At 69.4% G+C, this 22,893-nt stretch carries 22 protein-coding genes; 7 read left to right on the forward strand and 15 right to left on the reverse strand.

The genetic code is table 11. The features are described from left to right. Nucleotides 1-240: 240 nt before the first annotated feature. The 8 genes from IRZ30_RS06440 to IRZ30_RS06475 all read right to left on the reverse strand — a co-directional run bounded on the left by IRZ30_RS06440 (nucleotide 241) and on the right by IRZ30_RS06475 (nucleotide 9,993). Complete coding sequence (locus IRZ30_RS06440; RefSeq protein WP_294084069.1) at nucleotides 241-1,155, reverse strand: SDR family oxidoreductase; 915 nt, start codon at nucleotides 1,153-1,155, stop codon at nucleotides 241-243. Between the two features lie 19 nt (nucleotides 1,156-1,174). After that, on the reverse strand, nucleotides 1,175-2,596 hold the full coding sequence (locus tag IRZ30_RS06445; RefSeq protein WP_294084070.1) for an FAD-binding protein: 1,422 nt from the start codon (nucleotides 2,594-2,596) through the stop codon (nucleotides 1,175-1,177). A 237-nt stretch (nucleotides 2,597-2,833) separates the two neighbouring features. Next, nucleotides 2,834-6,058, reverse strand: coding sequence for an AAA family ATPase (locus IRZ30_RS06450; RefSeq protein ID WP_294084071.1), 3,225 nt, complete (start codon nucleotides 6,056-6,058; stop codon nucleotides 2,834-2,836). A 155-nt stretch (nucleotides 6,059-6,213) separates the two neighbouring features. Then, the gene (locus IRZ30_RS06455; RefSeq protein ID WP_294084072.1) at nucleotides 6,214-6,984 is read right to left on the reverse strand and encodes an enoyl-CoA hydratase-related protein; all 771 of its coding nucleotides are present in this window, start codon (nucleotides 6,982-6,984) and stop codon (nucleotides 6,214-6,216) included. A 138-nt stretch (nucleotides 6,985-7,122) separates the two neighbouring features. After that, nucleotides 7,123-7,905, reverse strand: a complete 783-nt coding sequence (locus IRZ30_RS06460) for an enoyl-CoA hydratase-related protein (protein ID WP_294084073.1) — start codon at nucleotides 7,903-7,905, stop codon at nucleotides 7,123-7,125. Nucleotides 7,906-7,912: 7 nt separating this feature from the next. Then, on the reverse strand, nucleotides 7,913-8,218 hold the full coding sequence (locus tag IRZ30_RS06465) for an EthD family reductase (protein WP_294084074.1): 306 nt from the start codon (nucleotides 8,216-8,218) through the stop codon (nucleotides 7,913-7,915). Continuing rightward, the gene (locus IRZ30_RS06470) at nucleotides 8,215-8,646 is read right to left on the reverse strand and encodes a thioesterase family protein (protein ID WP_294084075.1); all 432 of its coding nucleotides are present in this window, start codon (nucleotides 8,644-8,646) and stop codon (nucleotides 8,215-8,217) included. The genes IRZ30_RS06465 and IRZ30_RS06470 overlap by 4 nt, the downstream gene beginning before the upstream one ends. 9 nt (nucleotides 8,647-8,655) lie before the next feature. After that, complete coding sequence (locus IRZ30_RS06475; RefSeq protein WP_366945323.1) at nucleotides 8,656-9,993, reverse strand: phenylacetate--CoA ligase; 1,338 nt, start codon at nucleotides 9,991-9,993, stop codon at nucleotides 8,656-8,658. A 461-nt stretch (nucleotides 9,994-10,454) separates the two neighbouring features. Between IRZ30_RS06475 and IRZ30_RS06480 the strand changes: the two genes are divergently transcribed. Continuing rightward, nucleotides 10,455-10,712, forward strand: coding sequence for a helix-turn-helix transcriptional regulator (locus IRZ30_RS06480; protein WP_294084077.1), 258 nt, complete (start codon nucleotides 10,455-10,457; stop codon nucleotides 10,710-10,712). Between the two features lie 704 nt (nucleotides 10,713-11,416). Here the strand turns inward: IRZ30_RS06480 and paaD are convergent. The 6 genes from paaD to IRZ30_RS06510 all read right to left on the reverse strand — a co-directional run bounded on the left by paaD (nucleotide 11,417) and on the right by IRZ30_RS06510 (nucleotide 16,121). Beyond that, on the reverse strand, nucleotides 11,417-11,899 hold the full coding sequence (paaD, locus tag IRZ30_RS06485) for a 1,2-phenylacetyl-CoA epoxidase subunit PaaD (RefSeq protein ID WP_294084078.1): 483 nt from the start codon (nucleotides 11,897-11,899) through the stop codon (nucleotides 11,417-11,419). A gap of 24 nt (nucleotides 11,900-11,923) precedes the next feature. Next, entirely contained in the window at nucleotides 11,924-12,751 is an 828-nt protein-coding gene (paaC, locus tag IRZ30_RS06490) for a 1,2-phenylacetyl-CoA epoxidase subunit PaaC (protein ID WP_294084079.1), read from the reverse strand. Further along, nucleotides 12,741-13,031, reverse strand: a complete 291-nt coding sequence (locus IRZ30_RS06495) for a phenylacetic acid degradation protein PaaB (protein ID WP_294084080.1) — start codon at nucleotides 13,029-13,031, stop codon at nucleotides 12,741-12,743. The genes paaC and IRZ30_RS06495 overlap by 11 nt, the downstream gene beginning before the upstream one ends. A gap of 125 nt (nucleotides 13,032-13,156) precedes the next feature. Beyond that, nucleotides 13,157-14,074, reverse strand: coding sequence for a 1,2-phenylacetyl-CoA epoxidase subunit PaaA (gene paaA / locus IRZ30_RS06500; protein ID WP_294084081.1), 918 nt, complete (start codon nucleotides 14,072-14,074; stop codon nucleotides 13,157-13,159). Continuing rightward, nucleotides 14,071-14,706: a TetR/AcrR family transcriptional regulator gene (locus IRZ30_RS06505; RefSeq protein WP_294084082.1), complete on the reverse strand. Its 636-nt coding sequence runs from the start codon at nucleotides 14,704-14,706 to the stop codon at nucleotides 14,071-14,073. The genes paaA and IRZ30_RS06505 overlap by 4 nt, the downstream gene beginning before the upstream one ends. Nucleotides 14,707-14,924: 218 nt before the next feature. Then, the gene (locus IRZ30_RS06510; protein WP_294084083.1) at nucleotides 14,925-16,121 is read right to left on the reverse strand and encodes a thiolase family protein; all 1,197 of its coding nucleotides are present in this window, start codon (nucleotides 16,119-16,121) and stop codon (nucleotides 14,925-14,927) included. Nucleotides 16,122-16,360: 239 nt separating this feature from the next. On the opposite strand from IRZ30_RS06510, the gene IRZ30_RS06515 reads away from it, so the two are divergent. Further along, a complete protein-coding gene (locus IRZ30_RS06515) occupies nucleotides 16,361-17,398 on the forward strand; it encodes an NAD(P)/FAD-dependent oxidoreductase (protein ID WP_294084084.1) in 1,038 nt (345 codons plus the stop codon). Nucleotides 17,399-17,555: 157 nt separating this feature from the next. Here IRZ30_RS06515 and IRZ30_RS06520 read toward each other — a convergent pair whose 3' ends face one another. After that, nucleotides 17,556-18,503: an alpha/beta fold hydrolase gene (locus tag IRZ30_RS06520; RefSeq protein ID WP_294084085.1), complete on the reverse strand. Its 948-nt coding sequence runs from the start codon at nucleotides 18,501-18,503 to the stop codon at nucleotides 17,556-17,558. A 97-nt stretch (nucleotides 18,504-18,600) separates the two neighbouring features. Here IRZ30_RS06520 and IRZ30_RS06525 point away from each other — a divergent pair, with 97 nt between their 5' ends. From IRZ30_RS06525 to IRZ30_RS06545, 5 genes are all read left to right on the forward strand, one after another. Further along, nucleotides 18,601-19,086 carry a flavin reductase family protein gene (locus tag IRZ30_RS06525; protein ID WP_294084086.1) on the forward strand — a complete coding sequence of 162 codons (486 nt, stop codon included), beginning with the start codon at nucleotides 18,601-18,603 and terminating at the stop codon, nucleotides 19,084-19,086. Between the two features lie 83 nt (nucleotides 19,087-19,169). Continuing rightward, nucleotides 19,170-19,388, forward strand: coding sequence for a hypothetical protein (locus IRZ30_RS06530; protein ID WP_294084087.1), 219 nt, complete (start codon nucleotides 19,170-19,172; stop codon nucleotides 19,386-19,388). A 12-nt stretch (nucleotides 19,389-19,400) separates the two neighbouring features. Next, nucleotides 19,401-20,015, forward strand: coding sequence for a TlpA disulfide reductase family protein (locus tag IRZ30_RS06535; RefSeq protein WP_294084088.1), 615 nt, complete (start codon nucleotides 19,401-19,403; stop codon nucleotides 20,013-20,015). 109 nt (nucleotides 20,016-20,124) lie between these two features. Next, nucleotides 20,125-20,988 carry a L,D-transpeptidase family protein gene (locus tag IRZ30_RS06540; protein ID WP_294084090.1) on the forward strand — a complete coding sequence of 288 codons (864 nt, stop codon included), beginning with the start codon at nucleotides 20,125-20,127 and terminating at the stop codon, nucleotides 20,986-20,988. Between the two features lie 76 nt (nucleotides 20,989-21,064). Further along, a partial coding sequence (locus IRZ30_RS06545; protein WP_294084089.1) for a hypothetical protein occupies nucleotides 21,065-22,893 on the forward strand: 1,829 nt, incomplete at its 3' end.

A 22,893-nucleotide genomic window follows, 5' to 3' on the forward strand; every position in this document is an offset into this window, starting at 1 on the left:
TTTTTCCCCCCCCAAACCCCGGGGGCCCCCGGGGGGGGGGGGCCGCGGGGGCCCCCCCCCCCAACCCCGAACTCGCCTCAGCGTCGGCCTTATCCGACTGCGGGTGGTCTCTGGTTTTCGTGTCACCCTTCGCGCCTCGAAGAATCAGCGGAGTGTGGGCCGCCCCAGCCCGAGATCCTTCGCTGCGCTCAGGATGACGTGTGCCGCTCAGGAGGACATGCCAGCACGTACCCGCATCTCCTAGCCTTGGTCGACCGCCTGCGCCGGATCACCCTCAGCCTGGACGGGTGTGCCCGCGCCGAAAGCGGCGGCGTGGTCGCGCGCGAAGTCCGCGAAGCGCCGGGGCTTGCGGCCCGTGAGCGCCAGGACCGTTCCAGTCGTGACGGCCAGCCCGTCCTCCCGGGTGACGCCGAAGATCGCATGCAGGTGGCGCACGAGCCAGTCGGGCATTCCGGCCGCGACCAGGGCGGCCCGCGCCGCGTCCGGTGGCACATCCACGTACGTCACCGGCCGCCCCGTTGCCACCGCGAGGTCATCGGCGACCTCCTGGAAGGAGATCGCCGCCGGGCCGGTCACGACGTACTCCTTCCCCTCGTGCCCCGGCGTGGTCAGCAGCACCGCGGCGGCGGCCGCGACGTCGCGCGGGTCGATCATCCCGATCCGCCCCTTGCCGGCCGGCGCGATCAGCCGCCCCTCGTGCCGGATCGGTTCCGCCGACAGCAGCAGGTTCGACATGAAGAAGTTCGACCGCAGGATGACCGCAGGAACGCCGGACCGCGCCAGGTGCTCCTCGATCCGGCCGTGCCAGTCGAACGGCGGCAGCGGCGACCCAGCCCGCGCGCCCACCGTCGTGAGCTTCACGATCCGAGAGACGCCCGCTGCGGCCGCGGCGTCGATCACGGCCGTCTCATGCTCCACCTTTCGGGGACCATCCGCCGAGGTGAGAAAGACGGTCTCGACCCCGTCCAGCGCACGCCGGAGGGACGTCGCATTGGCGAAATCGCCAACCGCCGGTTCCACGTCGTCGCCGAGCACGACGCCCGCCTTTTCCGGGTCGCGCACGAAGGCGCGGGTCGGAGCGTCGCGGCTGCGCAGCTCGCGCACCACCTGCGACCCGACGTTCCCGGTTGCACCCGTGACCAGGATGGTGCTCATCGGTATGCCTCCACCCATCTCAGGAACCCTGGCCGGCCGGTATTCGGCTCGGCGGGATATTCGCGTTCAGCCGGAAGAAGTTCGTCGGGTCGTAGCGATCCTTGAGCGCGGTGAGCCACTGCAGCCGCTGGCCGTAGGCGTTCGCGATGCCCGCCGCACCCTCGTCCGAGAGGAAATTCGCATACACCCCGGCGCTGTGCGGACGCAGCGCCTCCCAACCCTCGCGTACCCACGTCGTGTGCTGGGCACCATTGGGATCGGGCGGCGGCCATGCCGCGACGACGTTGATCTCGAAACCGGGGTCGCGCTCGCCCACCGCGGTGGCCGCCGGGTCGATCCGGCTCACCGCGCCGCCGACCGCCCAGCCGCCGATCTGCGAGAACGGTGTCGGGATCGTGGCGATGCGCTCGACCAGCACGTCGATGACCGGGTCGGAGAGCGTCGGGATACGGTGTGCCTTCCAGTAGTAGTGCATCCCGTGCGGCGCGCCCCCGTCGAACATCGACTGCACGAAGAGGTACGGCACAGGTCGGACGACATCCGCGAGCGGTGAACCGATCCGGCGGAGCGGCGCCATCACCCGCTCACCCTCCGCGATATCGCCTGCCCAGACGGGCACCAGCCCGATCACGGGCCGGCCATAGTGTTCCGGCGTCAGGAACGGCGTCGGTGGCGCCCGGCGCAGAACCAGGCTGATCCCAAGGTCGTCCGGTGCCTCCCGGATGAAATCGCGCACGAAGCGCAAGACCTCGGGCGCGTCCGACATCGGCCAGAAGATCGGTCCGCCCAGAACGATCGGCCCGACTGGGTGCAGCCGGTATTCCAGCGCGGTGGCAACCCCGAAGTTCCCGCCGCCGCCGCGCAGGCCCCAGAGCAGGTCGGGCTCGGTCTCGGCGTCGACGCGCAGCCGCTGGCCGTCGGCGGTCACCAGATCGACCGCCAGCAGGTTGTCGACCGTCAGCCCGACCTTCCGCATGAGGTGTCCCAGTCCGCCACCGAGGGTCAGGCCGCCGATACCGGTGTGGCTGATGATGCCGCCCGTGGTGGCGAGGCCGAACGCCTGCGTCGCGCGGTCCAGCTCGGACCACAGGACGCCGCCCGCCGCCCGCGCCGTGCCGCTCGCCGGATCGACCCGGATCCCCTTCATCAGCGAGAGGTCGATCATGAGCCCGCGGTCGCAGACGCCGTGACCGGCGATCGCGTGTCCCCCGCCACGCACCGAGACGAGCAGGTCACGCTCCCGCGCAAACCGGACTGCCACCACCACGTCGTCGGCTCCGGCACAGCGCGCGATGAGGGCCGGTCGCCGGTCGATCGCGCCGTTCCAGACCCGGCGGGCCTCGTCGTACCCCTCCTCTCCCGACTGGAGCAGCGCGCCACGGAACCGTGCGCGCAGCCCGGCGATACTAGATGCGTCAATCGTCGCCATGTTCGTCGCCATAATGTCCCTCGTTCCGTGGGCGCGGCGCGAGCCGCCACGTGTTCCGCCATCTCCGGAGATCGACCGGCGTCCCGATCTCCGGTTCCAGCATGGCCTACCGTGCGTTCCGGGAGCGTTCCACGGCGCGTTTCTGGGCGTTCGGCTGAGCGATCAACACGTCACGCGCCCCGGCCGGGTGGGGCTGGTGATCCCGTGGGCGACCGGGGTCTAAGTGGGCTGAGGTGCGCGTCGGGCGTGTCAGGAGAGCAGCGCAGTGGCGGCGCGCAGGTCGGGTGTGTCCCGGCCCTCGGTGAACCGATCGACGATCGCGGCCAGGAGAACGCGCGCCTCGCGGGCGGCAGCGCCGCCGCGCGACGACCGGTGCCGGAGCAGGCTGGTCGCGGCCCGGAGTTCAAGCATCCGCGCCTCCTGACGCCGGGCAATCAGGAGCGCTCGCGTCAGTTCGGCGTCTATCTCGTCGTGGGGCGCGCCGTGCGCGGCCAGGAACTCCGCGCGCTTCCGGTGTATCTCAGCCTCCCAGACACGCGCCGCGCCGCCCAGCGCCAGCGCCTGCTCGGCGGTCGCCAGCCCCGCCCTGGTATCGCCAGCGACGGCACAGGCCTCGAGCAGCACGCGGACCACCCCCGCGCGCATGCCGGGCGCGTGGTCCATCCCGCCAGACTCCGCAAGCGCGCGCTGGATGCGGGCAATGCCGGCTTGTGCGTGCCCATCTAATACCTCGACGTACCCTTCCATCGCGGGGGTGACGAAGTGGTTTGGCCGCATCTCGTCGTCCCTGCGTCCGGCCACCAGCGCGGCCGCCGACTGGCGCAGGCGGGCCTCATCGCGAAGATCCACCGCCAGCAGCCCGGCGAACACGAGCGCTGTCCCACGGCTCGCCGGGTGCCCGGCCTCGTCCGCCAGGGCGAGGGCGGCGTCGCAGGCGCGAACCGCGGCGTCCGGGTAGCCGAGGAACCACAGCGTGTTGCCCAGGCGACTCAGGCAGACGACCTGAGGATCGAGCCTGTAGCGGAGGAGATGGATCGCCCGGTGCTCCGGCCGGTAGCAGGCCACGGCCGCTTCGAAGTGAGAGCGCGCCTCCACGAACGCGCCCTGCCAGAATGCCGCGATTCCCAACACGTAGGCCGCCTCGGCACGGACCCCGTCATCGTCCGCCGCGTCGGCCTGCGCCCGAAGTTGCTCGCCGGCGCGCTGTGCCGCCTCGAAATCGCCCCGGGCGAGGCTGGCGATCCCCAGCGAGCGCAGCAGCGGGCCATCAGGCGGGGTGGCGAGGGACTCCGCCAGTGCCAGCGCACGCTGCTGCACGGCAGCCAGCCGCTCAGACGAGTAACCGTCGACCGTCCCGAGCGGCGTAGCAAGCGCGGTGAGAAGCGCCAGCTCACTCGCGTCACGCTCCGCTGTGCGCGGCAGCGTGCTAAGGAGGTCCAGCGCGCGGGACAGCAGGCGGACCACCTCGGCATTCACGTGCAGTCGCATCGCCGCCTCCGCCGCGCGCTGGTACCACTCCACAGCCTCGTCCGCGCGCCCGCCGCGATCGAAATGGACCGCGATCCGGCCGCTCAGCGCCTCCGGGTCGCCAGCACGGCATCTCGCAAGTGCTTCGGCCACCCGCACGTGGTAATACCTCCGTCGCGCAGGGCTCAGCCGCTGGTACGCGACCTCCCGGATCTTGTCGTGGCTGAAGTCGTAGGCCTCTACGCCCTGCTCGCGGACGATGCGCCGCCGCCAGAGTTCATCCAGGGCACGAACGAACGTCCCCTCGGCGAACTGGCTCGCATCCGCCAGCACCTCGGCGGTGAACTCGCGGCCGATCGTCGCGGCAACCCCGGTCAACTCCCGCGCCGCCTCGGACAACTGTGCCAGGCGGGACTCGATGACGGCCTGGACCTTCGGACTGAGCGTCCCCTCGGGAACCGGTCCGCGCCCCCACCCGGCGCGCAGCGCCTCGACCACGAAGAGCGGATTGCCCTCCGTCTCGGCGTAGAGCCGGTCCGCTTCCGCCTCCGCGAGCGGGCGCGCCGTGAGCGTGGCGGCCAACACCCCGGCCGCGGACCGGCTGAGCCGCCCGAGCGGGATCTCCACGACGCGCTCCCGCGCGTGCAGTGCGGCGAGGACGCCGCTCAGGGGATGCTGCTCGTCGATCTCCTCCCGCCGCGCCGTGGCCGCCACCATAAGCGGCGCGTCCGGCTGGACACGCAGCAGGTAGTGCAGGATCTGAAGCGTCTCTTCATCGCACCACTGGAGATCGTCAATCACAAGAAGGGTCGGACGGCCTGCCACGAGGAGTGCGCGGGTGGCTGCCTCGGCCAAGCGGTGACGCTGCTCCCGCTCGGTCAGCGGCTCCGGGGGCGGCAGGCCGGGCACCTCGTTCAGCAACTCGGGCAGCAGGCGAGCCAACTCAGTGAGGTGGGCCTGGTCCAGTCGCCCGAAGAGCGCGCGCACCGGCGGTGCCCTGAGCCAACTGGCCAGCGCCCCGTACGCCAGCGAGCCCTCCGCCGCGTAGCAGCGCGCTTCCGCGATCATCGCGCCCCGATGCGCACACCGAGCACACAGGTCCTCGATGAGACGCGTTTTCCCTACGCCGGGCTCGCCGGTGACGAGCACGAGGTGCGCCCGACCCTCCTCCGTCATCCGCCAGAGATTCAAGAGGCGCGCCCGCTCCCGTGCCCGGCCCACCAGTGGTGGGCCGGTGACCCGCCCGGCAGGTGGCGCTGCGGGCGGCTCGCGCGCTTCCAACAGCGCCTCATACGCCTCGCGCGTCGGCCTCGACGGCCCGACGCCCAGCTCGCGCTCGAGCGTCGCCTCACACAGGTGATACACCCGCAACGCCCGCGCGCGATCGCCCCGCGCGTCGTGCAGCCGCATCAGCAGCCGATAGGTCTCCTCCCGCAGCGGCTCGTGCCGGAGCAGTCGCTCGGCGTAGGCGACCGCATCGGCGAGATCGCCGCGGGACTCTAGCAGCCTGGCGAGCCCTTCCAGGGCATCGAGATACAGCAGGTGGAGACGCTCACGCTCCCCAAGGAGCCACTCGTCGTCGTGCCCCGCAAGCAGGTCACCGCGGTACACATCCACGGCCTCACGCAGCGCCGCGAGGGCGAGATCGTTCTCCTCCCTTGCCGCGCGCGTGATCCCCTCCTCGAAGGCCGCGACGTCGAACCAGACGGGCGCCTCCGGCCGCCACTGGAGCGTCCGCAGCGTGACGTCGAGCCACCGGTCAGCATCGGGGAGCGCCCGGCGCAGCAGGTGGAGCAGATGGCGCAGGTTGGTCCGCGCCTGCGCCTCGGTCGAGTCAGGCCAGAGGAGAAAGGCGAGGCGCTGCCGAGGTTGAGGCGCGTCCCGGTGCAGGAGGAGGTACGCCAGGAGCGACGCGGCGCGCGCGGACTCAAGAGGCGGCAGAACCTCGCCACCGCGGCGGATTTCGAGATCGCCCAGGAGCCGGATGCGGAGCGCCGGTGACTCCATGGTGGTGCTCCCCAGCACCTGTAGCCGCTGCCCACCACGTGCGTCACAGTCTGCGGTGCGCTGAGTGTTCTGTCAACTACGAATGCGGACCGAGTGGTAGCCCGGCGTGCCGCGACGAGCACGCCGGGCGGGGCGTGTCGGGACTCGGCGGGGCACTACTCCCCGGTGAAGACCGGTGGGCGCTTCTCCTTGAACGCGGCAACTCCCTCACGGTAGTCGCGCGTGTGCCCGGCGATCTCTTGCAGGTAGGCCTCGTACTCCAGCACCTCGTCGAGTGTGGCCGTCGCCGCCTTGCGCAGCGTCCGCTTGATGAGGCCGTACGCCTTCGTCGGGCCCGCGGCGAGCTGAGATGCCAGCGCCTGGACCTCTTCGGCGAACCGGTCTGCCGGCACGACGCGGTTGACCAGCCCAAGGGCAAGCGCGTCCTGCGCGGTCAGCCTGGGTGACAGGGCAAGCAGCTCGAACGCCTTGCCCCAGCCGACCAGACGGGGCAGGAAGTAGCTCATGCCCGAGTCAGCCGTCAGGCCGATCCGGCTGAACGAGGTGACGAAGACGGCGGCTTCGGAGGCGATCCGGAGATCGCAGGCCAGCGCCAGGGCGAAGCCCGCCCCCGCTGCGGCGCCGTTGACCGCGGCGATCACGGGCTTGTCCAGCTCGGCGATCCGTTGGATGACCGGGTTGTAGTTGTCGAGCACGGCGCGGAACGACGTCTCCCCGTCCTCCAGCTCATTGAGATCCTGCCCGGGGGAGAAGCCACGCCCGGCGCCGGTGATGACCACCGCCCGCACCGCCGGGTCCTTAGCGGCGTCGCGCAGTGCGGCGCCCAGCTCTCGCAGCATCTCGCGTGTGAAGGCGTTCAGCGCCTCCGGCCGGTTCAGGGTCAGGGTCAGGACCCCACCCGCCAGCTCGCGCTCCAGTACACCCATCGTGCCTCCTCGTTAGCGTGGACGGTCCTCACCCCCTGGCCCCGTCTCCCTCCTTGGGAGAAGGGGAATGCGTGATAGCGGTGCGCCTAGTAGCCGAGAGACGGCTGGGAGACATGGGGGCTTGGCCGCGAATCCACCTTACCGTCCCTGCCACTCGGCGCGGCGCTTCTCCAGGAAGGCGCGGATGCCTTCCTGCTTGTCCGCGGTGCCGAAGAGCAGGTAGAAGTTGTGGCGCTCGTGGGCCAGCCCAGCCTCCAGCGGCACGTCCTGCCCGCGGAGGATCGCCTCCTTGGCGAGCTGTACCGCCAGCGGAGCCTTCGCCGCCACGATGCGGGCCAGCTCCAGCGCGGCGTCCAGGTATGCCTCGACCGGCACCACCCGATTGACCAGCCCGAAGCGTTCCGCCTCAGCGGCGGTGAGTTGCCGCCCGGCCAGGACCATCTCCATCGCCAGGTACTTGCCGATCTGGCGCGTCAACCGCTGGGTCCCGCCCGCGCCCGGCATGATCCCGAGGTTGATCTCCGGCTGGCCGAACCGGGCCGTCTCCGAGGCGACGATCATGTCGCACAGCATCGCCAGCTCGCAGCCACCCCCCAGCGCCCAGCCAGATACGGCCGCGATCATCGGCTTGCGGGTCCGGCGGAGCTGTTCCCACTCGTCGAACCGATAGCCGCTCAGCATGTCGGCCACGCCCGCGCCGTCCATCTCGGTCACGTCGGCCCCGGCGGCGAAGGCCGCTTCATTGCCGGTGAGCACGATGGCGCCGACCTCGTCGTCCTGGTCGAACGCCGCCACGGCCTGCACCAGCTCGCGCATCAGCGTCTGGTTGAGCGCGTTGAGCCGCTCCGGGCGGTTGAGCCGGATCAGGCCCACCCGGCCGTCCAGCTTCTCGACGATCAGGGTCTCGTAGGTCGCGCCCATCTCTCGATCACTCCACGTCCTCGCCGACCATCACCGTCACCAACCCGCGCGCGAAGCCCATCACATCCTTGGCCACCGCGCGGTTCTCCTCGGAACGCATGGCGGCATCGAACGTCTCCCGGTCCGGGAACGTCATAACCGCCATGAGGAAGTAAGGCGCCTCTCCGCCGAAGGCGTCGGCCGTGATCCGGGTGACTTCGAGCCCGGCCAGACCCGGGATCTTGCGCACCAGCGGTGTGTGGAGTTCTTGGTAGTGCCGCATGAAGCCTTCGACGTCCTCCGGCTGCTTGTAGAGCGCCACGACCCGGATCATGCTCGCATCTCCTCTCGCGTCGCGTCCAGCCGCGCCCGCTGCCGCGCGAAGCGCGCCTCGATCTCGGCCGCCGGCAGAACGACCTGCGTCGTCTCACCCTCGCCGATCACCTCACCCCACTGGTTGACGACGCGGCAACGGACGTAGAGCCGGTTGCCCTCGGTCCGATCGTGGACCCCCTCGACGGTCAGCCGTTCGCCCGGCAGCGCCGGAGCCAGGTGGCGCACGCTCACCGCTGCGCCGATGCCCTCCTCACCCGGTTCCAGGAAGGGGACCAGGATCTTCCGTCCCACCAGCTCCATGTGCTTGGCCATCCAGTAGGTGGCGTAGACGGGGTGGACGCGGCCCAGCTCCTCGAAGTCAACCGTCATCTCCGGCGTCACCACGAAGGTGAAGGTCGCCGGATGTCCGATCGGGATAGTCCGCACCGGTTCCTCCTACAGTTGGCGCAGGTCGAGTACCCGCCGCAGCTTGCCGCCCTCGCTCCGCGGCACCGTGCCCGGCGCCATGAGCGTGACGTTGAGCCGCAGGCCGATCGTGTCGCGGATCTTCCGCTGGATCGACTCCCGCAGCGCGCGCAGCCGCTGGTCCGCCTCCAGCACCTCCGAGGAGAGGACATCCTGCCCCACGGCGTGGAACAGCGCCTCGGTGACCTCCACTTTCACCTCGACCTCATCCAGCGAGCCGTCCCGCGTGACGACCAGTTGGTAGTGCGGCACGACATCGGGGATCCCCTGCAGGATCTCCTCGACCTGTGTCGGGTAGAGGTTGAGCCCGCGGACAACCAGCATGTCGTCGGTGCGGCCGCGGATCGGGCCCATGCGCACGTGCGTGCGCCCGCAGGAGCACGGCTCATGGGTCAGGTAGGTCAGGTCGCCGGTGCGATAGCGGATGACCGGCATCGCCTCTTTGGTCAGGGTGGTGAAGACCAACTCACCGACTTCACCGTCCGGCAGCGGCTCGCCGGTCTCTGGATCGACCACCTCAGCCAGGAAGTGGTCCTCCCAGATGTGGCTCCCGGCGCGCTCCTCGGTGCACTCCTGGCTGACGCCCGGGCCGATCACCTCCGACAGCCCGTAGATGTTGACCGCGGTCAGTCCCAGCCCGCGCTCGACGTGCTCCCGGATCGTTTCGGTCCACGGCTCAGCCCCCAGGATGGCGAAGCGCAGGCTGATCTCCGCCGGGTCGATGCCGCGCTTCTCGAACTCCCCGGCGAGCGTCTGGGCGTACGACGGGGTGGACGCGATCATGTCCGGTTGGAAGTCGCGGATGAGCGTGATCTGTCGCTCGGTGACGCCGCCGGAGACGGGGACAACGACCATGCCGAGCCGTTCACCGCCGAAGTGGAGGCCGAGCCCGCCGGTGAAGAGCCCATAGCCATAAGCGTTGTGTAGCACCATCCCCGGCTCTCCCCCGGCGGCAGCCAGCGACCGAGCGTTCACCTCAGCGAAGACGTCGAGGTCATACCGGGTGTAGCAGACGACCGTGGGCTTGCCCGTGGTGCCGCTGGAGGCGTGGACGCGTGCCAGACGCTCACGCGGCACGGCGAGCAGGCCGAAGGGATAGTGCTGGCGCAGGTGCTCCTTCCGGGTGAAGGGCAGGCGCGTCAGGTCGTCGACCGAGCGGATGTCGGCCGGCCGGACCCCCGCCTCGTCGAATGCCTCGCGGTAAAACGGCACGCGCTCGTAGGCGTAGGCCACGATGGATCGCAGCCGCTCGTTCTGCAACGCGCGCAGGCGATCCCTGGGGAGGGTTTCGATCTCGGGCTGAAACATCGGCATGGCTCTCCCTCCTTCGTCGTGAGACGGTGTGTACCGCCCGCCCGTCAAATCGCCGACAGGCGGGGAGAGAACGCTGGTCGGGCGGCGACGAACCACCCGGAAGAACTGTCACGCAGGCGCCACCTGCACATCTTGGAACCGGCAACCATCATACGCCCTGTTGCCCGCCCGCGCCACACAACGCGCCCGTGTTTGCTCGTGCGCAAAGACAAGACCGCCTCGATGCCCTAGTGTGCCGGTGCGGATGGTCGGCGGCACCGGACCAGCGTGATCCGTGATCGAGGAGGCAGGAGTGGAGCGGGACGCCCACCACGCTGGCCCTGGTGCCGCCGACGTCATCCGCTCCATGTGGCCGACCCTCTGGCCCCCTGGCTCGCCGCCCGGGCAATGACCGCGCCAGGGCACGCACCCTGCGCCGTACCGCCCTACGCACGCACGATTCGGAGGCACGACCCATGAGCACGATCACGAAACTCCGAAAACACCACGGGCTGAGCCGCGAGGAGCTGGCGCGTCGGCTCGGCACGCTCCCTGAAGTCATCGAGCAATGGGAATCGGGGGTCAGTTCGCCCAACGAGGGGCAGGTGCTCAGCCTCGCTCGCCTCTTCAGCGTCTCCCCCAGCGCCATCACCGACGCCGACGACCTCCTCCTCACCCCGAATCCACCTCCGGTGCCCCCCGCCGCCGGCGGCGTGGAGCACCAGCCGGGGTAGCGGGAATAGGGAAGTGATGTGAGGGTCTTCGCGCTGCGATCGGTGTCCGGAGTGGGTGGTGGGAGGATCCCGGCGGCGAGGCACGTGCCCAGGGATGGGCGATGTGAGGAGCCCGGCGCCGTGGCCTGTGCCCCGGGATAGGCGGCGTGAGGATCCGCGCGTCGTGGTTGGTGCCCGGGGCTGAAGCCGCCGGGCTCACAACGAAAGCCGGCTGAAGCCGGCTGGGAGACGAGGAGTCACGTCCCGGCGACGCGGTGTTCGCCGGTCGGTACGTGCCCGGGGCTAAAGCCACCGGGCTGAATATGGGTAAGCCCACTGAAGGGGCTGCGATGCCCATGGGCAGGCGGAGCCGATCCGGTCTCCCACCAAGCGCAGCGTCTCCAGCCCCTTTAGTGGGCTTTGTATTGTCAGCCCGGCGGCTTTAGCCCTGGGCACAGGCTACGACGCGCAGATCCTTTCGGCACCCGTTCGGCGCACCACCTTCAGCCGGCTTCAGCCGGCTTTCCTTGTCAGCCCGGGGCTTGAGCCCCGGGCACGTGCCGCGGCGTGGGATCCTTCACGCCACTCACCCCGCGCACGCGCCACAGCGTGAGATTCCTCACGCCACTCATTCCGGCGCGCGTATCGACTGGACAGGCCCGTCGTGGTCGCCCGCAACACACACGATCAGGGCACGCGCCACGCTGGATGCCTACGCCACCACCCTACACCGCCTTGAACTGCTCGAACGGCTGGCGGCAGGCGCGGCAGTAGAAGATCGAGCGACAGGGGGTCGGGCCGAAGAGGTTTTCGATCTGGGTGTCGGTTGAGCCGCAGTAGGGGCAGGGAACCGGATCGGCCCTGACCGGCGTCAGCCGGATACCGCCACGGGGCGGGGGTGCGAGCTCGGCTGCTCGGAGCATCTCGCGTCCGGCAGGAGTGATCCGATCGCTGGTCCAGGCCTCATCGTAGACCACGACGACCTCGACCGGACCGAAGACGCTGAGGCGTGCCTCGATGTCCCGGCGCATCATGTCGATCGCCGGGCAGCCGGTGAAGGTGGGCATCATCTCGACGCGGATTGGGTCACCGACCGTCACCCGCCGGATGATCCCCAGGTCGACCACGTTGATCGTCGGGATCTCGGGGTCGGGCACCTCACGTAGCGCCTCCCAGATCTCCGCTTCGGTGATCGCGCTCGCGCGCATCGACGGCCCCCTCTCGCGGCCCGGCTACCAGACGGCCTCCGGCTCCAGCCGGCGCACCATGGTCATGTCGTCGTAGAGTTCGGTCCACGCCGGCCCGTGGCGCCCCTGGCGCCCGCCCACCTCGGGCGGCACGGCGATGGACCATCCGGCGCCGGTCCGCTCCGACGGGAAGGGAAGTCCCGCAGCGTCGCAGTGGCCTTGCACCCGCTCCAGCCAGGCGTCGCGGAGGTCGGCGGTGCGATGGGGCAACAGGCCCTCGGACACCAGCAGGTCCTCACCCGGTGCGTCTTCGAACAATCCGAGCAGGCCGGGCCAGAGTGCGACCAGCGCTCCCTCCAGTCTCACCCGCGCCTCACCATCGGCACTGGCGAGCGCCCGCCACCACGCCACACCGTGCCGCAGGTGGTACTGCTCCTCGCGCCGGATTTTCTGCACCGCTCCGGCCAGCGGCGCATAGCTGGAACGCAGCAGCGCCTCGGTGCGCAGGTCGTCGAACAGGTCGTACAGGAAGCGCCGAGCCACGGCCCGTGCCCAGTCCCCACCACCGCGATGCGCACCGGAGGCGTCGTACTTCGGGGTGGTGCGCGTCTCCAGCACAGTCGCGTGGTAGTAGTCGTCCGGCTCGCGCCCGAGCGCCAGTTCGTCGGCGTCCGTCGCCAGCAGGTCCGCCGCCAGCATGTAGTAAAGCCGGGCGTGCCCGATCTCGTCCTGGGCGAGGGAGCTGAAGGCGACGTCCTCCTCGACCAGCGGCGCGATCCCGGTCCACTCCGAGTCGCGATAGCCCAGGATCAACTCATCGTCGGCAATGGTGAGCAGGTAGCGCCCGAGCGCCGACGTCACTTCAGCTCTCATGTGCGCCCTCCTGCGCCAGTTGCCGCCGCTTCTGGACGGTGACTCGATAGGCCTCGCCCATGCGGTAGGACCGCTCAATCGGCGGCCGCAGGAAGTAGGCGTCACCGATCTCTTCGATGGCGGCGCGAGGCACCAGCCAGAGCCGCGTCGCCTCCCCGCGGCGCGAGTAGACCTCGCGGGCGTACTGCCGGGCCAGATCATCGCCGGGCGCCTGGACGTTCCCGACGTGGACCATCGGATCTCCCTCGCGCTCCTGACGAAAGACCTCGTAGATCTGCATGGGCGACTCCTGGAACGTCATGCGTGATACGTCATGCGTGTTCCGTGTTTCGTCCTCCTCCCCTCTCCCCTTGTGGGAGAGGGGCCGGGGGTGAGGGGAACTGATGACGCATGACTCACTTCGACCTACGCCACCAACTCCGCTCCACCGGTGATCGCCTCGCGCACCCAGGCAGTCTCCTCGTAGGAGAGTCGCCGGAAGCCGAGGCGCTGCTGCGACGCCGGGCCATTGCCACGCGCCACCGCGACCAGCTTGTCCCAGTCGATGTCACTGTAGACCCAGCGGCCGGCCGACTCGTCGAACCGCAGCTTCGGATCGGGGATGCGGAGCCCGATCTCGCGGATGCGCGGCACGTACTTGGTCAGGAAGTCTTGGCGCAGGTCCTCGTTGGCGCGCGACTTGATCCCCCAGGCGAGATCCTTGTCCTGCTCGGGCGGCGTCGGCGGGCCGTAGAACATCATCAGCGGCTCCCACCACCGTTCGAGCGCCTCCTGCATCATCGCCCGCTGCTTGGCGGTGCCCATCATGGCCGTGAGCACGATGTCCTCACCGTGCTTCAGATGGAACGCTTCCTCCCAGCAGATCCGGCGCATGGTGCGGGCATAGGGTGCGTAGCTGCTCTTGAGGAGCGCCGACTGGCTAATCACCGCGGCGGCATCGACCAGCCAGGCGATGACACCGACGTCCCCCCAGGAACGGGTCGGGTAGTGGAACACGTTGTGGAACTTGCTCTTGCCGGAGATGAGATCGGCGAAGATCTGCTCGCGCGGCTTCCCCAGGTCCTCCACCAGCCGGTAGAGCAACTGGGCATGACCCACCTCGTCCTGGATCTTCGCGGTCACGGCGAGCTTGCGCTGGAGCGTCGGCGCGCGCAGGATCCAGTCGCGCTCCGGCAGCGCGCCCATGATCTCGGAGTTGGCGTGCATCTCGATGAAGCGGATCAGCCGCTGGCGGTACTCGTCGGGCATCCAGTCGCCCGCCTCGACCTTACGGCCGGCCTGCACCGCTCGTTTGAACTCCTCGACCCGCTGCTCTTCGGTCATGCCGCACCTCCAGCGTGCTCCGTACTCCTCCCCTGTCCCCTGGTGGGAGAGGGGCCGGGGGTGAGGGGCAGGTCCGCCCCCAATGCGCCCAGCACCATCGCGGCGTACTGGCGCGCGAACTCATCCGGCGGGATCGGCCCGGCCGGGTCGTACCATTGATAGGTCCAGTTCAACGCCGAGAGAACGAACAGCGTCGCCAGCCGCGGGTCTTCGACCCGGAACACGCCCGCTTCCACGCCGTCCGCGATGGCTCGGGCGAAATACGCCTCGTAGGCGTCGCGTCGCTCCTGAATCTGCGCCTTGCGCTCCGGCGAGAGGAAGCGCCACTCGTGGAAGAAGACGGTGGCGTTGCCGATCTCCCGCGCGATGACCGCCAGGTGCGCCTCGACGAGCCGGGCGACGCGCTCCGCAGGCGGCAGGTCTGGCGGGACCGCCGCGGCGCCGGCCAGGAAGAGGTCCGCGGCGTGGGACACGATTTCGAACAGGATCTCCTCTTTCGATGCGATGTGGGCGTAGAGGCTGCCACCCTGAAGGTTGACGGCCTTCGCCAGGTCGCGCATCGAGGTGACATGGTAGCCGGATTCGCTGAACAACCGCCCGGCTACGGTCATGATCTCGGTCCGCCGGTCCATGCGGGCTCCAAACGAACGCTTGTTAGGTTCACCTCGCAACCCTCTTGTAGCGGAACTTCACACCGCTGTCAAGCTATGCCGGGAGTCCCGCGCGAGGTGCTAGCAGGTGACGGCGCAAGTGACGCGCCAGCAGACAGGAACGCGGGCGCCTCGCTCGCCTCGCCCACCCGCGACGGGTCGGCGAAGGACGGGCGAGACGCCCGCACTCAGAACGTCCGTCAGGCGACCCGCTCGACGACCATGGCGATACCCTGGCCGACGCCGATGCACATGGTCGCCAGGCCGAAGGTGACGTCCGGCTGCCGCTGCATCTCGTGCAGCAGCGTCGTCAGGATCCGCGCGCCGGAGCAGCCCAGCGGGTGGCCCAGAGCGATCGCGCCGCCGTTTGGGTTGAGGCGCGGATCCTCCGGGTCCATGTGCCACTCGTGCAGCACGGCCAGCGACTGCGCCGCGAACGCCTCGTTCAGTTCGATCAGGCCCAGGTCGTTGAAGCCGATCCCGGCCCGCTCCAGCGCCTTCGCGGTGGCGGGCACGGGGCCAATCCCCATGATGCGCGGCGGCACCCCGGCGATCGCCACGCTCCGGACCTTCGCCAGCGGCCGCAGGCCGTGGGCGCGGGCGTACTCGTCGGAGACGACCAGCACGGCCGCCGCGCCGTCGTTGATCTGGGAGGAGTTCCCGGCGGTGACCGTACCGCCCTCGCGGAACACCGGCCGCAGCGCCGCCAGCTTTTCCAGGGAGGTGTCGGGGCGCGGTCCCTCGTCCTGCTCGACCACCCCGTCCTTGACCTCCACGGGCACGATCTCGTCGCGGAACTTGCCCGCCTCCATCGCGGCGATGGCCTTCTGGTGGCTCCGCAGCGCGAAGCGATCCTGCAACTCGCGGGGGATCCGGTACTCCTCGGCCAGGTTCTCCGCCGTCTCCCCCATCGACTCGGTGTGGCCCATCGCCTTCATCTTGGGGTTGATGAAGCGCCAGCCGAGCGTCGTGTCGTAGGCCGTGACGTTACCGGACTGGTAGGCGCGCTCAGGCTTCGGCATCGCCAGCGGGGCGCGGCTCATCGACTCGACCCCACCACCGATGTAGACGTGGCCTTCGCCGAGCATGACGGCCCGCGCCGCGTCGGCCACCGCCTGCAATCCCGAGCCGCAGAGCCGGTTCACCGTGCAGCCGCCCACGTGCTCGGGGAACCCGGCCAGGAGCAGGCTCATGCGCGCGACGTTGCGGTTGTCCTCGCCCGCCTGGTTGGCGCAGCCCATGTAGACATCCTCAACCTCGCTCGGTGGCACGCCCGCCCGCTCCATCAAGGCCCGCAGTGCCACCGCCGCGAGGTCGTCCGGCCGGACGCCCGCGAGCGCGCGCCCGTGCTTGCCGACCGGCGTGCGCACCGCCGCGACGATCCATGCCTCGTTCACTCCATGCCTCCTCTCGCAGCGGACCACGCGCCATCCCGCTTGCCGCGCGCGTCCGTGCGGCTCCCGTTCGTGTCGTGCTCCCGGATTATACCCGCGCCAGGCGGCGCCTTTGGGATTTGAGCATGGCTCTTTGGGAAATGAGGATTGCTCCCGCAGGTATAATCGTTGGGAAATGGGGTGAAGGACGTGCCGCGATCGGGATGCGCGGCAGTTCATGACTGGCATGGGAGAGCGTGGGAGTGGCCGATACGCGCGATATCTACGACGTGACGATCATCGGGGGCGGGCCGGTCGGCCTGTTCGCCGCGTTCTATGCCGGTATGCGCGGCTTGCGCACCAAGATCGTTGACTCACTCGACGAGCTCGGCGGCCAGCTCATCGCTGTCTACCCGGAGAAGTACATCTACGACGTCGCCGGCTTCCCCAAGATCCTGGCCAAGGACTACGTCGCCGGTGCGGTCGAGCAGGGTCTCTCCACCGGCGCCGTCACCGCACTGGGTGAAGAAGTCCGCGTGCTGGAGCGGTTCGAAGACGAGCGGCTGATCCGCCTCGTCACCAACAAGGCCGAGCACTGGACCCGCACCGTCATCATCTGCGCCGGCGTCGGCGCGTTCGAACCGAAGCGCCTGGACGCCCCCGGCGTGGCCGAGTTTGAGGGGCGCGGCGTTCACTACTTCGTCCGCGGGCTCGACCGGTTCCGCGACAAGGACGTGGTGATCGTCGGCGGTGGCGATTCGGCGGTCGACTGGGCGTTGACATTGGAGCCGATGGCGCGCAGCGTGACGGTGATCCACCGGAGCAAGTTCCGCGCGCACGAGAAGTCGGTGCGCGATCTGGAAGCCTCCTCGGTCAAGCTCCACTACCCCTTCTACGAGGTGCTTGAGGTCCGGGGCAACCACCACCTGGAGGAGGTCCACTTCCACCACACGCGCACCGGCGAGCGGCATGTGATCCCGGCGCAGGAGATGATCATCGCCATCGGCTTCTCGGGCCGGCTCGGCCCGCTGGCCGAGTGGGGTCTGGAGATCGAGCGCAACAGCATCGTGGTCGACCCGATCACGATGGAGACGTCCGTCCCGGGTGTCTTCGGCGCGGGCGACATCGTGACCTACCCGGCCAAGTTCAAGCTGATCGCGACCGGCGTGGCCGAGGCGGTCAGCGCGGTGAACCACGCCATGGTCTACATCGACCCCTCCGCCCGGCTCGACCCCGGCCACTCGACGAACATCATGGAGAAGAAGGCTCGCGCCGCAGCGGCAGCGAGCGCGGAGGAGTAGGGCCGTCATACGTCATGCGTCATGCGTCACACGTCATATGTCATCCGGGTGGCATCGTGGGTGCCAAGCGGAAGGCAGGAGGCCGCGCCCTGCCCTGAACACACGTCACGTGGATTGATGACGCATGACGTGTGACGTATAACGCCCGACGTCAACCTCACTCCTCCGGCAGGGCCTGCGGAATCGGCTTCCCGGCGACGAAGAGCGCGATCAGACGGCCGAGCGCGAGCGGGCGGTCCTCAGGAATGAAGTGGTTGGCGTTTGGGAACGCCTGGACTGTTGCCTCAGGGAGGAGCGAGCGCACGTCGTCCAGGTCGTCGCGACCGAAGGTCGGGTCGCGCAGACCCCAGGCGATGAGGGCCGCCCCAGGGTAAGCGGCCAGCGCCGCCCGCCAGCGGGTGAAGTCGTCCGGCGAGCCGATCCCCTCGCGGAGCATCGACAACAGGACGGGCTTGAAGCCGTGAGCGAACGGCCACCAGTAGTGGTCGAGCGCCTCGCGGGTGAGCCGGCTGGTCCGGGCGAGGTAGGGGCGCATCGCCAGCCCGAGCATCCAGCGTCGCGCCAGCGCCATCGCACACTCGCCCACCAGCGGGAGGCGCAGCGGCGTCAACAGCGAGGCTCCGTGCCAGCCCGCGACCCGCAGGCTGGTATTCGTCAGCACCAGGTAGGGGTAGCGCTCCGGCTCTCGCGCGATCAGCTCGGCCGCGACGAGGGCCCCGAGGTCGTGCCCGACCAGCGCGCAGCGGTCGATACCCAGCATGCCGAGGAGCGCAGACACGACGTCGGCCTGGGCCGGCACCGCGTACGAGCGGTCGCGGGGTTTGTCGGAGTAGCCGAAGCCGGGCAGGTCCGGCGCCAGTGCCCGGTTGGTCAGCGCGACCACCGGCACGACGTCGCGCCAGAGGTACGCGGAGGTCGGCACGCCGTGCAGCAGGAGGACCGGGAAGCCGGTCCCCTCATCGAGGAGGAAGATGCGGAGGCCGTCGACGGTAACCCATCGTCCCCGCGCGGCGAACTCATCGGGCGGCGCCGTGCCGTCGGCCTGCCGGGCATCGAACACGTCGCCGTCGGCGGTCATCTCCGATCCACCATCACTCCGTGTCACGGTACACCTCCACCGATCGAGCGATGATGATGCCCCTCGCCCTTGACGTTCGCATGCGCGGGACCGCGGCATCCGCGCCACCTGGAGAGGAGCACCGATGGTCGACCAAGACCTGTTTCGCGACGTCCTCGCCCGCTTCGTGAGCGGCGTGGTGGTCGTCACCACTGCCAATCCGGACGGCTACCACGGCATGACCGTGTCCTCCTTCTGTTCCGTCTCGCTGGACCCGCCGCTCGTCCTGGCCTGCATCAACCGGGAGACGCAGGGCCACGACAAGCTGGAGAGCGCATCGGCCTTCGCCGTCAACATCCTCGCCCGCGATCAGTCGTTCCTTGCCGATCAGTTCTCCGGACGCGCGCCGCTTGCCGACCCGACCTTCGCACGGGTGCCGCACCGCGTCGGCGCGCTCGGTGCCCCGCTGATCCAGGGCTGCGTGGGATGGATCGAGTGCCGCCCCTGGGCACGCTACCCGGGGGGTGACCATACCATCGTGGTCGGGCAGGTGGAGCATGTTGCGCTTGGCGACGCCGACGACCCGTTGGTCTACTTCGACCGTACCTTCACCGAGCTGGCCTGGGGCTAGGCAACCGGCACCCGAGCTGCGGTTGAAGAGAACCGGAGGGCGTGGCTAGAATACCCCTGGGCGTAATGCGAGAGGATTGGGTCGTGCGCCTCGCCATCACCGCCAACCAAGCCCGCACCGTGGCCGGCCCCTCGGAGTCGGCCGCAATCCTCGCCGAACCCACCGCCATGCGCTCCGCTCCCGATGTCATCGGCGTTGCACTGCCGGCCGAGCAGGTCGCCGCCTCCGTGGCCGGCAGCCTAGAGCGCACGACAACCGTGCGGCTCGCCGCAACCACGCGCGCTGTTCAGTTCCTCACATAGCGAGGGGTATTCATGCAGGCGGACTCGAACGCCAACCGCGGTTCCCACATCCCTGACAGCACCGCAGCGGCCACCACCGCGCCGGACAAGTCCCACGCCGGCTTGTCAACCGTGCCGCTGTTGTCCCTCGCCGTTGTGGTCCTCTTGATTACGGGCTTCCTCGTCTACACCTTCGGCTTTGCCGGCAACTCCAACGGCGTGGTTGAGACCGGCAAAAAGGCCCCCAACTTCGAACTCCCCGGCCTCAACGGGGAAACGATCCGGCTCTCGGACTACCGCGGGCAGGTCGTGCTGGTGAACTTCTGGGCGACCTGGTGCAAGCCATGTCAGGTCGAAATGCCCGAGTTCCAGGCGATCTACGAGAAATATCGCAATGACGGATTCACGATCCTCGGCGTGAACCAGGCGGAGCCCCCAGAGCTCGTGCGCCCGTACGTCGAGAAGGGGGGGTACTCGTGGACCTTCGCGCTCGACGAGAAGGGGAAAATCTCGGAGCGCTACGGGGTCTACGGGATCCCGCAGAGCTACCTGATCGATCGCGATGGCAAGGTCGTGTACATGTGGCTTGGCATCGCGACGCAGGACTCAGTCGAGAGCCAACTCGCGAAACTGGGGATTGGGGCATAGCGCCCGGATAGGATCGGTGCCGGTGGCGCTCGTACGTCGGCAGACCCGCCGCGGGCCTGCAAGACTTGTCATTCCACTGCTTTTCGTCTTGGTCTCCGCCGTGATCGCAATGGTCGCGGCGGTCTATGCGCAACCAGTGCCCAGCGACGCGGCGCAGGAAACCGTCCTCCCGACTCCGACGCCGGAGACACCGGCCGCAACCCCCAGCCCGACGGCCACCCCAACGCCAACGCCGAGCCCAACACCAACGCCGTCGCCGACCCCCACGCCGACGCCAACGCCTGAGCCGACGCCGACCCCGGCCACCGGCATCGCCGGCCCCGCCTGGGCCGGGGCGATACGGACGCCGGACGGCGCCGTGATGGGCAAAGTGACTGCCGCCAGTCTGAACGTTCGCTCCGCTCCGCGCCTCGACGCCGAGGTGGTCGACACGACCTACGCCGGCCACACGCTCGTCATCCGCGAGGAAGTCAAGGGTGACGATGTGGAGGGGAACACCGCCTGGTACAGGGTCGGCGACAACCGCTACGTCTCCGCCGCCTATGTCGAGCCGTTCGTGGCCGATGCGCCGCCGCAGACCTTCGAGGGACACTGGGTGGACGTGAACCTGAGCACCTTCTACGCGGTGGCCTACGACGGCGACACCCCGGTCTACGCCGCCATCATCACCGCCGGGCGCGACGGAAAGACACCGGTGGGTATCTTCCAGATCGAACGCCGGGTGCGCAATGAAACGATGGACTCGGCCACGGTCGGCATCCCCAAGGGCCACCCCGACTACTATTACCTGGAAAACGTCCAGTTCACCCAGTACTTCAAAGCGGGCGGCTATGCCATTCACCAGAACTGGTGGACCCCACCGTGGCAGTTCGGCGGCTACGGCAGCAACGGCTGCATCGGTCTGCTCCTGCATGACGCCGAGTGGTTCTGGAATTTCCTCGACTTTGGCTCAACTGTGCACATCCACTACTAGTGCGTACTGCGTGCTGCGCATTCCGTACTCCTCCCCTCTCCCACCAGGGGAGAGGGGCCGGGGGTGAGGGAAACACATGACGTCGACGACGGACCACACACCACGCAGTACGCGTCACGCAGCGCGGAGCACGCAGGCCGCGACCCGCACTCCAGGCTTCCTGCGTCCGCTGGGCACTTACCTGCTGGCGTTCACCGTGCTGACGTTGGCCATGACCTGGCCGCTTGCGCGGCATGCCGGTTCGGCCGTGCAGGATCTGGGCGATCCGCTCTATGAGATCTGGACGATGCGCTGGACGCAGCACCAGCTCCCGCGCGCCCCGACGAACCTGTGGCACGGCAACACGGCGTACCCCTTCCGCTACTCGCTCCTCTTCTCCGAACCACGGCTGAGCACATCCCTACTGGCCTGGCCGGTCCAGATGGTGACCGGCAACGACGTGCTCACCTACAACCTGCTCTTCCTGAGCACGTTCGTCGTGCTCGGGGCGGGTGTAGCGCTTCTGGTTCGGGAGTTGAGCGGCAGCCTGGGCGCGGGCCTATTGGCCGGGGTGTTCGCCGCCTACACGCCGTACCGCTACGGCCACCTGAGCCACCTGAACCTGCTGAGCTACGGCTGGACCCCGCTCGCGATCTGGGCGCTGGTCCGGTTCACCCGGCACCGCCGCGCCCGCGATGCGGTCCTCGCCGCCGTGTTCCTCACCGTGCAGGTCCTTGCCTCGGACACGCTGGCCCTGATGGCGCTCGGCATGGTTGGGTTGGCCATCCCAGTCCTGCTCTGGGAGGCGCGGCAGCGGCTCTCGCCCGGCCTCATCGCCGGGGTCGTTCTCGTCATGGTCATCCCCGTGCTGGCGTTCGCGCCCGTCGCGCTCGCCCGCCTTGAGGTGAACCGGGAGTACGGCTTCGCCCGCGACCTGGAGTTGGTCCGGACCATGGCCGCCACGCCGGCCAGCTACATCTCGGTCAGCCCGGTCAACCACGTCTGGCGCGAGACGCTGCCCCACGCCTACCCGAACCCGCTCTTTCCCGGTGCCGTCGCCGCGCTGGGCGCCCTGCTGGGCCTCGGGCTGGCCGCGCGGCGCCGCGGGCCGTGGGTCGCCTACGCATCCTTCCTCGTCGTCATCGGCGTCGTCCTCTCCCTCGGACCGGACATCACCATCGGCGGGCGCACCATCACACTCCCCTACCGCTGGCTATACGACTGGGTGCCGGGCATGACCGCCATGCGCGACGTTGCGCGCTTCGGGATGGTCGCGCTGCTCGGACTCCAGATCCTTGCCGGGCTCGGCTACGCCGCCGCCTGGGAGGCGCTGCGCCCGCGGCTGCCGGCTCCCCGCGCCGGGGTGGTCGGCTGCGCGCTGCTCCTGCTGCTGGCAAGCGCGGCTCTGGTCGAGTACCGCAGCGACGTAGGCACCGAGCCGGTCCCGCGCGACCCCGACACCGTCGCCGTCTACGACTGGCTGGCGACCCAGCCGCGCGGTGCCGTCTTCGAACTTCCGGCCAACGGCCTCTGGACCGATGTGACGGAGACGACCCGGCAGATCTACTACTCCACGCGCCACTGGCAGCCGATCGTCGCGGGCTACACCAGCTTCCTCCCGGACCGGTACGTGCGACTCATGAGCGGCCTGCACGACGACAATCCGGAGACGCCGTCGCGAATCGACACCCGCAACGTCGGCGTACTGCAGGACATCGGCGTCCGCTACCTCGTGGTCCACCACCGCGACGCACCGGGCTACGACTGGCAAGCGGCCGTGGCCGCCGCCGACCGCGTGCCGGACCTGGAACGGGTGGGCGAGTTCGGCCGCGCGACCGTCTACCTCGTCCGCCCCGCGCTGCGGGAACCGGTTCAGTACCGGTTGAGCGCGCCCCCCACCGCCCTCCCCGATGCCACCCTCCCGGC

The sequence above is a fragment of the Sphaerobacter sp. genome (assembly GCF_019683595.1).
Lineage (GTDB): Bacteria > Chloroflexota > Chloroflexia > Thermomicrobiales > Thermomicrobiaceae > Sphaerobacter.